The sequence below is a fragment of the Caryophanon tenue genome (assembly GCF_001700315.1).
Classification (GTDB): domain Bacteria; phylum Bacillota; class Bacilli; order Bacillales_A; family Planococcaceae; genus Caryophanon; species Caryophanon tenue.
This window is the reverse complement of the sequence record NZ_MASJ01000038.1, coordinates 34,985-47,593: the sequence shown is the minus strand read 5'-3', so window position 1 is coordinate 47,593 and position 12,609 is coordinate 34,985. Positions and strand designations below refer to the sequence as shown.

14 protein-coding genes are annotated in these 12,609 nt (G+C 39.7%); all 14 read left to right on the top strand.

What is annotated here, in order from left to right; all coding sequences use genetic code 11:
• Positions 1–13 precede the first annotated feature (13 nt).
• The 14 genes from A6M13_RS12665 (at position 14) to atpA (ending at position 12,596) form a co-directional block, all read left to right on the top strand.
• Positions 14–1,021 (top strand): L-threonylcarbamoyladenylate synthase, encoded by a 1,008-nt coding sequence (locus tag A6M13_RS12665; RefSeq protein WP_066546972.1) that lies wholly within the window; start codon positions 14–16, stop codon positions 1,019–1,021.
• A gap of 265 nt (positions 1,022–1,286) precedes the next feature.
• A complete protein-coding gene (locus tag A6M13_RS12660) occupies positions 1,287–1,724 on the top strand; it encodes a low molecular weight protein arginine phosphatase (RefSeq protein ID WP_066546970.1) in 438 nt (145 codons plus the stop codon).
• Positions 1,721–3,010 carry a methyl-accepting chemotaxis protein gene (locus A6M13_RS12655; protein ID WP_066546966.1) on the top strand — a complete coding sequence of 430 codons (1,290 nt, stop codon included), beginning with the start codon at positions 1,721–1,723 and terminating at the stop codon, positions 3,008–3,010. Before A6M13_RS12660 ends, A6M13_RS12655 begins: the two co-directional genes overlap by 4 nt.
• Positions 3,011–3,266: 256 nt before the next feature.
• A complete protein-coding gene (gene rpiB / locus A6M13_RS12650; protein ID WP_066546964.1) occupies positions 3,267–3,704 on the top strand; it encodes a ribose 5-phosphate isomerase B in 438 nt (145 codons plus the stop codon).
• Between the two features lie 12 nt (positions 3,705–3,716).
• Positions 3,717–4,256: a TIGR01440 family protein gene (locus tag A6M13_RS12645; RefSeq protein WP_066546959.1), complete on the top strand. Its 540-nt coding sequence runs from the start codon at positions 3,717–3,719 to the stop codon at positions 4,254–4,256.
• 74 nt (positions 4,257–4,330) lie between these two features.
• Positions 4,331–5,587 carry a serine hydroxymethyltransferase gene (gene glyA / locus A6M13_RS12640; protein WP_066546956.1) on the top strand — a complete coding sequence of 419 codons (1,257 nt, stop codon included), beginning with the start codon at positions 4,331–4,333 and terminating at the stop codon, positions 5,585–5,587.
• A 280-nt stretch (positions 5,588–5,867) separates the two neighbouring features.
• Entirely contained in the window at positions 5,868–6,497 is a 630-nt protein-coding gene (gene upp, locus A6M13_RS12635) for a uracil phosphoribosyltransferase (protein WP_066546950.1), read from the top strand.
• 331 nt (positions 6,498–6,828) lie between these two features.
• Positions 6,829–7,923, top strand: coding sequence for a non-hydrolyzing UDP-N-acetylglucosamine 2-epimerase (gene wecB / locus A6M13_RS12630; RefSeq protein WP_066547230.1), 1,095 nt, complete (start codon positions 6,829–6,831; stop codon positions 7,921–7,923).
• A gap of 464 nt (positions 7,924–8,387) precedes the next feature.
• Positions 8,388–8,762 (top strand): ATP synthase subunit I, encoded by a 375-nt coding sequence (locus tag A6M13_RS12625; RefSeq protein WP_066546948.1) that lies wholly within the window; start codon positions 8,388–8,390, stop codon positions 8,760–8,762.
• Positions 8,763–8,793: 31 nt separating this feature from the next.
• Positions 8,794–9,519 carry a F0F1 ATP synthase subunit A gene (atpB, locus tag A6M13_RS12620; protein ID WP_066546947.1) on the top strand — a complete coding sequence of 242 codons (726 nt, stop codon included), beginning with the start codon at positions 8,794–8,796 and terminating at the stop codon, positions 9,517–9,519.
• Positions 9,520–9,595: 76 nt separating this feature from the next.
• On the top strand, positions 9,596–9,820 hold the full coding sequence (gene atpE / locus A6M13_RS12615; RefSeq protein ID WP_066546946.1) for a F0F1 ATP synthase subunit C: 225 nt from the start codon (positions 9,596–9,598) through the stop codon (positions 9,818–9,820).
• Positions 9,821–10,005: 185 nt separating this feature from the next.
• The gene (atpF, locus tag A6M13_RS12610; protein ID WP_066546943.1) at positions 10,006–10,527 is read left to right on the top strand and encodes a F0F1 ATP synthase subunit B; all 522 of its coding nucleotides are present in this window, start codon (positions 10,006–10,008) and stop codon (positions 10,525–10,527) included.
• On the top strand, positions 10,524–11,060 hold the full coding sequence (locus A6M13_RS12605; protein WP_066546941.1) for a F0F1 ATP synthase subunit delta: 537 nt from the start codon (positions 10,524–10,526) through the stop codon (positions 11,058–11,060). The genes atpF and A6M13_RS12605 overlap by 4 nt, the downstream gene beginning before the upstream one ends.
• Positions 11,061–11,087: 27 nt before the next feature.
• Positions 11,088–12,596, top strand: a complete 1,509-nt coding sequence (atpA, locus tag A6M13_RS12600; RefSeq protein ID WP_066546939.1) for a F0F1 ATP synthase subunit alpha — start codon at positions 11,088–11,090, stop codon at positions 12,594–12,596.
• The last annotated feature ends 13 nt before the right edge of the window (positions 12,597–12,609 follow it).

Here is a 12,609-nt window from a genome sequence, read left to right as displayed (position 1 = left end):
AGGTCAAGAAGACATGAAAACAATTGTGGAAACAGCGCAACCAGCAAGTTATGCACAAGCAATTGCTTTTTTAGAGCAACAAGAAGTCGTCGCTTTTCCAACTGAAACAGTGTATGGTTTAGGGGCGATTGCAACGGATGAAGAAGCAGTGCGCAAAATTTTTGCAGCAAAAGCACGCCCGGCTGACAATCCGTTAATTGTGCATATTGGAACAATCGAAGAAGTAGCGCATTATATTACACATGTGCCTGAAAAAGCGCGCCAATGTATGGAGGCGTTTTGGCCAGGGGCATTAACATTAATTATGGAGGCAAAGCCAAATGTATTAGCGCCGAGTGTGATGGCGGGACTATCAACAGTTGGCTTACGTATGCCAGACCATGATGTAGCACTGACACTGTTACGCCAATTAGGCAAGCCAGTTGCAGCACCGAGTGCAAATCGTAGTGGTAAACCGAGTCCGACAGAAGCACAGCATGTGTTTGAGGATTTAGCAGGACGTATTCCGATGGTGTTAGACGGTGGCGCGACGGGTATTGGTGTCGAATCAACGGTACTCGATATGACAACGGATATACCTACAATTTTACGTCCAGGTGGCGTGACAAAAGAAATGTTAGAAGCAGTGATCGGTGAGGTATTTCAGCCAACCAAGTTACAAGCAGAAGCGAAGGAAACCCCGAAAGCGCCAGGTATGAAATATACACATTACGCACCAAATGCACCGGTTTATTTAATTAAGCCAAGCGCAGTAAAGATACAAGAAGCAGTACAACAATTACAGGCGCAAGGTCATCGCGTGGCGGTATTAGCGCCGGATGATATGGTGATTGATGCGCCGTATATATTCCGTTTTGGTACAACAGCGGAACAAATGGCGGTACGTTTATACGATGCATTACGCGCATGTGACCATACGGATGCAACGATTATTTTGGCAACGACGATTGATGAAGCAGGCGTAGGTGCTGCGATTATGAATCGTTTAGAAAAAGCAGCAGGTCATCAATATTATCGATGAATGAAAAGACACTAACGATATGGCAGACGTTAGTGTCTTTTTCTATAGCCCGTAGCGATTATTTTAATAATTATTTATGATGAATGATTTCAGAAAAGTGATGTAGCGACGAAAAGAGAAGAGTGAACATTGCGATGTTATTTTAAAAAAAGTGAAAAAGGTACAATACTTTTCATCAGAAATAACTTTTGTTATGCTACTCATATATGCATCAAAAGTATGAGATTTATGTAGAGATGATTGTGAACGAAAGGGGAAGCCGAACATGAAGATATTATTTGTATGCACCGGAAACACATGTCGTTCTGCAATGGCAGAAGCAATATTACGTGCGAAAAAAATACAACATGTCGCTGTTCAATCAGCAGGTATTTATGCTCATGGAGGAGAAGCGATGTCCGCACATGCGCAAGCGATCTTAGCAGAGCAAGGTATTCCGCATGAACATAAAGCACAGCTTTTAGAAGTAACACAATTAGAGTGGGCAACGGTTATTTTAACGATGACAAATGCACATAAAATGACGATTTTACAAGCTGCACCACAATATGCGCAAAAGCTGTTTACATTACATGAATTTGCAACAGCTAGCACAAAAGATGTGCAAGATCCATATGGTGGCTCGAAGGCAGTGTATACGCAAACGTTTCAAGAGTTACAGCAAGCAATTGACCAATTACAATTGACGGAGGCCAACGAATGAAAAAACATCGCTTTAGTTTGCGGAAACAAATGGTTCTATTTGTTGTCGCATTAGCTATCATTACATATTCAACGAGCTTTTTCTTTATTGAATTTTTACAACCACGTTATTTTGAACACATTGACCGTCGTATTTTTGAAATTGGTACATATGTGTTAGGGATTACATGGTCAGGTATTTTAGCTGCGATTTTTAGCTTAATTTTAGTGCGTCCATTACAACGTTTAGAAGAAGCAGCTGAGCGAGCAGCTTCAGGACAAATTGGCAAGGATGTAGAAGTTCAATTTGAACGTGATGATGAGATTAATGCGGTATCGAAAGCATTCCAACAAATGCTTGAAAACTTGCGTAGCATGGTTGAAACAATTGAACAAAATGTCGATACGACGAAGCAAACGATGCAGCATTTAACACAGGAAACGACCGCGACAACGCAACAAGCGGAGTCAATTTCTGAAACGATTGGACATATTGCAGAAGGGGCAGATATGTCAGCGAATGCGGTGCAACATACGGTTGAGGCGATTGAGGAAGTGCGGGTGTTAGCGGAGGAAGTGAATGAACGTGCCGAACATTCAGCGAATCAAACGTCACAAATTTTACATCATTTGACGACAACAAATGAAGTTGTCACAAGTTTAGTAGCCGGCATTCAAACGATTGTTGATGGCAATGATGACGCGTTAACATCGATTAAAGAATTAGAGCAAAATACCGCGAAAATTGAAGCGATTAATATATTGGTCGGTGATATTGCGAACCAAACAAATTTACTCGCACTCAATGCATCCATTGAAGCGGCGCGTGCAGGGGAGCATGGTAAAGGCTTTGCGGTTGTTGCAGAGGAAGTTCGTAAATTAGCGGATGAAAGTGCACAGGCAGTAAGTGGTATTTCGACGCTTATTCGCACGATACAACACAATGTGTCTACCGTTGTGCAACAAATGGAAGGGCAAGTTAGTTTAGCGGTGCAAGAAACAGCGAAAATGCATGAAACGACGCAAGCGGTAGATAGCATGTCACGCGATGTGACCCAAATGGCAACGGCTATTGTTGAAATATCACAGCTTGTTGAGCAACAAATGAATAATATTGCGAGCACAGCAAGCCAATCGCAAGAAGTTGCAGCGGTTGCAGAAGAAACATCCGCAGGGGCAGATGAAGTGGCAAACTTAACGAAAACACAACGTGCGTCTATTGCGCAAGTAAACGAATTAGCAAAATTATTAGACGAGCAAGCAGCGCTGCTGTTTAAGAGTATTCAGCAATTTGACCGTTCACAATAATTATTCGGAAAAAGTGGATTGAAGGATGGTGAAAAATCATCTTTCAATCCGTTTTTTGCTTAAAAGGCGAATTTTACGAAATTTGAAGTATAAAACTTTCGGAAAAGGGCTTTAAAAAAACGACATTTCATGTTTAAATATAGGAAACATTCGTTTTTTACATTGCGCGGTCATTGTCAGTAATGTGGAAACAGATGTTTTTCTTGAGTAGGCATGATAAACTAATGAAGAAAACAAATGAAAAGAGGGACCATCCTTGAAAATTGCAATTTCTTCAGATCATGGCGGAAATAATTTACGTCGCGAGATTATGGATTTATTAACTTCATTAAATATTGAATATACTGACTTCGGCCCACAAAACAATGACTCAGTGGACTACCCAGATTATGCGAAACCAGTAGCAGAACGTGTAGCAGCTGGTGAATATGACCGTGGTATTTTAATTTGCGGAACGGGTATTGGCATTTCAATTGCAGCTAATAAAGTAAAAGGCATTCGTTGTGCATTAGTACATGATGTATTTTCAGCGAAAGCAACTCGTTGCCATAACGACTCAAATATTTTAGCAATGGGCGAGCGTGTTATTGGCCCAGGTTTAGCACGTGAAATCGTTGAAACGTGGTTAAACACGGATTTTGAAGGTGGCCGTCACGAAAAACGTATCCAAAAAATTGCTGAGCTTGAAAACTAAGAAGGTGTTTCGATGACGATTGAACAACAACTGACAGCATTACTAGAACAGTTTGAAACAATCATTTTACCAACCGTACGCCCACATCAAATTTTAGTCGTAGGTTGTTCTACGTCTGAAGTGATCGGCGAGCACATTGGTACAGCTGGAACACAAAGTGTAGCTGAACAATTATGGCTACCTTTACAACATTTTGCGAAAAAACATCAGTTGTATTTGGCGTTTCAAGGGTGTGAGCATATTAATCGTGCATTAACGATTGAACGTGCAGCAGCCGAACGTTATCAACTAGAGCAAGTATCTGTTATACCGGTTCGCACAGCTGGTGGTTCGATGTCGGCATATGCATATGAACATTTCGATGACCCAGTTGTCGTTGAGCATATTGTGGCACATTATGGCATTGATATCGGTCAAACATTCATCGGTATGCATTTAAAACATGTCGCTGTTCCGGTACGTACAACGATTCGTCATATTGGCGAAGCGATTGTCGCAACAGCTACAACGCGTCCAAAGCTTATTGGTGGCGAGCGCGCGCAGTATCGTTAATTTATGTGGTTTAAGGGGTACTCCCCCTATTTAATAAATAATAGATTATTTAATTCAGGGAGGATTTTTCAGAAATGGCATTTGAAAAATTAGCAGCACAAGACAACGCGGTACTAGAGGCAATTTTTGCAGAGAAAAAACGTCAAAATGACAACATCGAGTTAATCGCTTCAGAAAACTTCGTAACAGAAGCAGTAATGGAAGCACAAGGTTCTTACTTAACAAATAAATACGCAGAAGGTTACCCAGGCAAACGCTACTACGGTGGTTGTGAGCATGTAGACGTAGTAGAAAACATCGCGCGTGACCGTGCAAAAGAATTATTTGGTGCAGCATATGTAAACGTGCAACCACACTCAGGTGCACAAGCAAACATGGCAGTTTACCATACAATTTTACAACCTGGTGACACAGTACTTGGGATGAACTTATCTCACGGTGGTCATTTAACACATGGTTCACCAGTAAACTTCTCAGGTATTTTATACAACTTCGTAGAGTACGGTGTAACAGAAGATACACACGTAATCGATTATGAAGATGTTCGTCAAAAAGCGTTAGACGCAAAACCAAAATTAATCGTTGCAGGTGCTTCAGCATACCCACGTGCAATCGACTTCGCGAAATTCCGCGAAATCGCTGATGAAGTAGGCGCATACTTCATGGTAGACATGGCTCACATTGCAGGTCTTGTAGCTGCTGGTGAACACCAATCGCCAATTCCTTACGCTGACTTTGTTACAACAACAACACATAAAACATTACGTGGTCCACGTGGTGGAATGATTTTAACAAACGATGAAAAATGGGAAAAAGAATTAAATAAATCTGTATTCCCTGGGATTCAAGGCGGTCCATTAATGCACGTAATCGCTGCAAAAGCTGTAGCATTCGGTGAAGCATTACAACCTGAATTCAAAGAATATGCAAAACAAATTAAAGTAAATGCAGCAGCGTTAGCAGCAAGCTTAATCGAAGAAGGCGTTGAAATCGTATCAGGTGGTACAGATAACCACTTATTATTATTAAACGTTAAATCTTTAGGCTTAACTGGTAAAGTAGCTGAGCACGTATTAGATGAAGTAGCGATTACAACAAATAAAAACACAATTCCTTACGATACAGAAAAACCATTCGTAACATCAGGTGTTCGTGTCGGTACGGCAGCAATCACTTCTCGTGGCTTCAAAGAAGAAGATGCACGTGAAGTTGGTAAGATTATTGCAAACGTATTAAAAAATGTTGAAGATGGCACAGTAAGTGAAGCAGTAAAAGCAGAAGCGCTTGAGCGTGTAGCAGCATTAACTGCAAAATACCCATTATACGCATAATGAGTAAAACCCGTTCCTTTCGAGGGACGGGTTTTTTCGTATTAGTATGGCTTAATGACTAACATCATGAAAAAATATGAAAATCAGAAAATGAGCATATTTATGTGCAATTTAGCAAAAATGATAAGATTGTTCGTGAATTTAAAATAGATTGATTTATCAAACGATAGTGAGGGACAAAAAAACGACAATAAGTATGTAATATTGCATGAAATTTCTCGTAAACATAGCATGAAACTGATATACTAGTTCAGATAATTAAATGACAGGAGCGATTTGCATGAGCAAAGTATATGTATTTGATCACCCACTAATCCAACATAAGTTAACACACATTCGTGACGAAAAGACGGGTACAAAAGAATTCCGTGAATTAGTTGACGAAGTAGCAACTTTAATGGCGTTTGAAATTACACGTGATTTACCGTTAGAAGAAATCGACGTAAAAACACCAGTAACAACTGCTAAAGCAAAAGTGTTATCAGGTAAAAAGATTGCAATCGTACCAATTTTACGTGCGGGTATTGGCATGGTTGATGGCGTTTTAAAATTAATTCCAGCAGCGAAGGTTGGACATATCGGTTTATACCGTGACCCACAAACATTAAAGCCAGTAGAATACTATGCGAAGCTTCCAGCAGATGTGGAAGAGCGTGACTTCATTATCGTAGATCCGATGTTAGCAACAGGTGGTTCTGCAGTTGAAGCCATTAACTCTCTTAAAAAGCGCGGCGCAAAAAGCATTAAGTTCATGTGCTTAATTGCAGCTCCAGAAGGTGTAAAAGCAATTCAAGACGAGCATCCGGATGTAGATATTTATATTGCAGCGCTTGATGAAAAACTAGATGATCACGGTTATATCGTTCCAGGTTTAGGTGACGCAGGCGACCGTTTATTTGGTACAAAATAATAATTCCGTATGCCAGCGTACTATGAAAAGACCGCCTCTGAAAGAGGTGGTCTTTTTTGTCTCTATATAATAGGAAGAAATTCCATGTTTTTTCGAAAAGAGGGGAGACATATTACAGAAAATCGACCAGCAATTTACGGATTAGTGAGCAGGGGAGGGGGGAGCAATGGACGGAAAACAGTGATGTTTTGAAGGTATTGTAAGAAAGTATGTTAATTTAATAAAGTTGTAAAACATAAAAAGTATAAATAGGCTATTATAAGAAGAGGCACCATTTAGTGATGGCAGCTTTATAATTGGAGGGAATTTACACGTGAAAAAATTTAAAGTAATGACGATTTTCGGTACACGTCCAGAAGCAATTAAAATGGCACCTCTTGTACTAGAATTACAAAAGCATCCAGAAGAAATCGAATCAATTGTTACGGTAACGGCACAACACCGTCAAATGTTAGACCAAGTATTAGAAACGTTTAACATTACACCAGATTATGATTTAAACATTATGAAGGACCGTCAAACATTAGTTGACGTAGCAACGAATGCATTAAAAGGCTTAGATGATGTCATGAAAGAAGCAAAACCAGATATCGTATTAGTGCATGGTGATACAGCGACAACATTCGTTGGGAGCTTAGCGGCATTTTATAATCAAATTGCAATCGGTCACGTAGAAGCAGGTTTACGTACAGGGAATAAATATTCACCGTACCCTGAAGAGATGAACCGTCAGTTAACGGGTGTGATGGCAGACTTACACTTTGCGCCGACAGAACAGTCACGTGATAATTTATTAAAAGAAAACAAATTAGATGAAGCTATCTTTGTAACGGGGAATACAGCAATCGATGCGTTACGCACAACGGTAAAAGAAGAGTACACACATCCAGTGCTAGAAAAAATCGGCGAAGATCGCATGATTTTATTGACAGCACATCGTCGTGAAAACCTAGGGCAGCCGATGCGTAATATGTTTAAAGCGATTAAACGTTTATTAGTGGAGCATGATGATGTACAAGTTATTTACCCTGTGCATATGAACCCAGCTGTACGTGAAGTAGCGAATGAAGTTTTAGGTGGCGACGAGCGTGTTCATTTAATCGAGCCGTTAGAAGTATTCGACTTCCATAACTTCGCAGCACGTTCATTTATGATTTTAACCGATTCGGGTGGCGTGCAAGAGGAAGCACCATCACTTGGAAAACCAGTACTTGTGTTACGTGACACAACAGAGCGTCCAGAAGGTATCGCGGCAGGAACATTAAAGCTTGCAGGAACAGAAGAAGAAACGATTTATACGTTAGCAAAAGAATTATTAACAAATGAAGAGACATATGCGTCAATGGCACAAGCGTCAAACCCTTATGGTGACGGGCATGCATCGGAGCGAATTGTTGAAGCATTACTGACGTTTTTAAAGCGATAACAATGGGTAGATGTTATAATATTTGATGATATTATAGGTGGGGACTTCATGATTGTTTTTTATTTCATACACAAATTTGTCAACAATTTGACAGGGTATGCTCGATTGTGAAGTTTTTCACCATAAGCAATTGACATCAAAAACCCCCTATTGTATGCTTACAAAGGGTAAGAATGATAAGGGTTTAGTATTGTTAAAATACGTCAAAACACTTGTTGTATCAACTTTTCACTACTTACATAGTGAAAAAAACAGCTAGTTATTAGCTGGTGTTCCTACCATCTTTAGGTGATAGGGCATAGAGTAATTCAATAGCGATTTTCTAAAGAAACGATCCGGATCAATTCTTGTTTAGAAGATTGTTAAAACGGTTTCAAACCGTTGTAGTGTGCATTCACTACACTCTGAATTCACTTGATGGTTTGTGTCATCTTTACTCGAAACTAGTTCAGGAGATTTGTAAAATGCTAGATTTGCATCAGATTTATGCCACTCAAAAGAGAGGACTCTTTTTTTTACTAGCAGGTTGCGCTTTAGGATGGGGATTTTTAACTTCATACCAAACAATTTTCGCTGGTATCGCACTGGGTGCATTTTTTGGTACGTATAACTTTTGGATTTTAGTTCGACGTATGGAGAAATTTGATAAATCCATTAGTGAGGGAAGAAAAGTGGCATCATTAGGAACAATGTTTCGCTTTGGGTCTGGTGTTGCTGCCGTAGCAGTAGCAATGCTGTTACCACAATATTTTCATCTCATTAGCACAGTTGTCGGGCTAATGTTCCCGTATGTTTTCGTTGTAATTGAACGAATCATATACCTTGTTAGAAACCATTAAGGTGCATAAGAAAGAGAGGTGAAATCAAGCAATGAATCATACATCTCCAGAGGTTACTTGGAATATTACCGATAATTTCGGTCTGACTTTTAACCTTTCGACAGTAATGATGTTAATAATATCTGCTACGGTCGTGTTCTTAATCGCTGTTATCGCAACGCGTAAATTAGCATTAAAACCGACAGGCATGCAAAACTTCATGGAATGGATCATGGACTTTGTAAAAGGTATTATTAAGAGTAACATGGACTGGAAAACAGGCGGTCAGTTCCACATTTTAGGTATTACACTTATTATGTTTATCGCTGTTTCCAACTTACTAGGGCTACCATTTGCGATTGCGATTGATGGCGATCTTTGGTGGAAATCACCAACAGCTGACCCAACAGTAACAATGTCGTTAGCGGTAATGATTCTAGTGTTATCTACATACTTCGGTATTAAGATGCGCGGTATGAAGCATTACACAGGTACGTTCTTCTCACCAATGTCATTCATGTTCCCATTAAAAGTTATTGAAGAATTCGCGAACACGTTAACTCTTGGTCTGCGTCTTTACGGTAACATTTATGCAGGTGAAATTTTATTAGGTTTAATCGCCGGCCTTGGTGCTTCAGGTGTATTAGGCTTCCTAGGAGCAATCGTTCCAGGTATGGCATGGCAAGGATTCTCGATTTTCATCGGGTTTATCCAAGCATTCATCTTTACGATGTTAACAATGGTTTACTTATCACATAAAGTGAGTGAAGATCATTGATAATATTTACGCAATTTGCGTGAAATTTTAGAACCAAAAACCACAAAAACTTTACATTCCAAGGAGGAAATTTAAAATGACAGGTTCATTAGGTTTATTAGCAGCAGCAATCGCTATCGGTTTAGCAGCACTAGGCGCAGGTATCGGTAACGGTCTTATCGTTTCAAAAACAGTAGAAGGTATGGCACGTCAACCAGAAGCACGTGGTATGTTACAAACTACAATGTTCATCGGGGTAGCATTAGTTGAAGCCCTACCAATCATCGCAGTAGTAATCGCATTCATCGTAATGAACCAATAATTGGTCGTTACTGATTAGTACTTCTCTTAATGTAGTGGCGAAGCCTCATTCGTTCCGAATAACTTCGCCACTTCTTATGTAAATATTGAAAATTCAGTATTTACACACTTTTATTCCAATTTTTAAACATTATAGTTCTTACAAATATATGTGAACTACAAGCTCTTGAAGGGAGTGAAACAATCGTGTTTTTAGATAACCTTGTATTAGGTGCTGGTGCAACAGGCATGAACTTAGGGGACGCTTTAGTAACATTAGTAACGTTCCTTATCTTAATGGCTCTTCTAAAAAAATTCGCTTGGGGTCCTTTAATGGGTATCATGCAACAGCGTGAAGAGTTAGTTGCGAGTGAAATCGAAGAAGCAGAAAAGAACCGTAAGGAGTCTGCTACTTTATTAGCACAAAATGAGAAGCTAGTGAAAGAAACTCAAGCTAACATGGCTGAAATTTTAGAAAGCGCTAAAAAACAAGCGAATGCTCAACGTGAAGAAATTCTTGCGGCGGCTAACGCTGAGGCAGCTCGTCTTAAAGACTCTGCTCAACGTGATATCGCAGCAGAACGTGAAAAAGCAATTGAAGCAATTCGTGGAGAAGTCGTTTCATTATCAGTACTTGCAGCATCTAAAGTTCTTGGAAAAGAAATTTCAGAAGCTGATAACAGTGCATTAATTAAAGAAACGATTGCGAAGGCAGGCGAAGTGAAATGAGTCAATCGACTGTAGCTAAGCGTTATACCCAAGCTTTATTCGAGACTGCAAAGGACGCAAACATCGTTAACGAAGTAAGCGCTGACTTAGCAGAATTCTCAAAAGTATTAGCTGGTACACCAGAGTTACTTACACTATTAAGTGCTCCAAAAGTATCAGTAGAGCGTAAAAAGCAAATGATTTCTGAACTTTTCGCTGGTGCTCAACCAGCCGTTATTAACGTATTAGCACTTTTAGTAGAGCGTAAGCGTTTTAACGAAGTAACAGATGTTGTTGTAGAGTTTGACCGTTTAGCAGATGATGCAAAAGGTGTTGCAAAAGCAACTGTATTCTCTACACGTGCTTTAACAGACGAAGAGCACGCTGAAATTTCAGCTGCATTCGCAAAACGAGTAAATAAAGACTCACTAATTATTGACAATGTAATTGACGAATCACTTATCGGTGGTATTCGTGTTCAAATCGGTAACGATATTTTTGATAGCAGCGTAAAAGGTAAACTTGCACGTCTAGAAAATACGTTAATCGGATAATAATTAAGAACTTGAGAGGTGACATTCATGGGCATCAAAGCTGAAGAAATCAGTACACTGATTAAACAACAGATTGCTAACTATCAATCTGAACTAGAAGTAAGCGAAACTGGTACGGTTATCCGTGTTGGTGATGGTATCGCGCTTGCTCATGGCCTCGACAACGCTATGGCTGGAGAACTTTTACAGTTCGAAAACGGTGTTATGGGTATGGCTCAAAACTTAGAAGAAGGTAACGTTGGTATCGTTATTCTAGGTGAGTACCTTGGCATTAAAGAAGGCGATAAAGTTAGTCGCACAGGTCGTATCATGGAAGTACCAGTTGGTGAAGAACTAATCGGACGTGTTGTTAACCCACTTGGGCAACCAGTTGACGGATTAGGTCCAATCAACACAACTAAATCTCGTCCAATCGAAAGCCCAGCTTTCGGTGTAATGGCTCGTAAATCAGTACATGAACCATTACAAACAGGTATTAAAGCGATTGACGCATTAGTACCAATCGGACGTGGTCAACGTGAGTTAATCATCGGTGACCGTCAAGTAGGTAAAACATCTGTAGCAATCGATACAATCTTAAACCAAGCTGGCGAAAACATGATTTGTATCTACGTTGCTATCGGACAAAAAGAATCTACTGTACGTGGCGTAGTAGAAACATTACGTAAACACGGCGCATTAGATTACTCTATCGTTGTAACTGCATCTGCATCTCAACCAGCTCCATTATTATACTTAGCTCCGTTTGCTGGTGTATCAATGGCTGAAGAGTTCATGTTACAAGGTAAACATGTATTAGTAGTATATGATGACTTATCTAAACAAGCATCTGCTTACCGTGAGTTATCATTATTATTAAAACGTCCTCCAGGTCGTGAAGCTTACCCAGGTGACGTATTCTACTTACACTCACGTTTATTAGAGCGTGCAGCGAAGTTAAACGAAACGTACCAAAACGGTTCGATCACAGCATTACCATTCGTTGAAACACAAGCAGGAGATATCTCAGCTTACATTCCAACGAACGTAATCTCAATCACTGATGGACAAATTTTCTTACAATCTGACTTATTCAACTCTGGTGTACGTCCAGCAATCAACGCTGGTTTATCAGTATCACGTGTAGGTGGTTCTGCTCAAATCAAAGCGATGAAAAAGGTAGCTGGTACATTACGTCTTGACTTAGCAGCATTCCGTGAATTAGAGTCATTCGCTCAATTCGGTTCTGACTTAGATAAAATTACTTTATCTAAATTAGAGCGTGGTAAACGTACTGTTGAGATCTTAAAACAAGACTTAAACAAACCACTTAAAGTTGAAAAACAAGTTATGTCTCTATATGCATTAACTCGTGGATTCTTAGATGATATTCCAGTACAAGATATCGTTCGTTTCGAAAATGAATTCTTAAGCTGGTTAGATTCAAACCACACAGCTGTTTTAGATCATATCCGTACAACTAAAGATCTTCCAGCAGATGCTGATATTGCTGAAGCAATCAATGCATTCAAAAAGACTTTCGTTAAATCTAACTAATTAGATTTCGGCT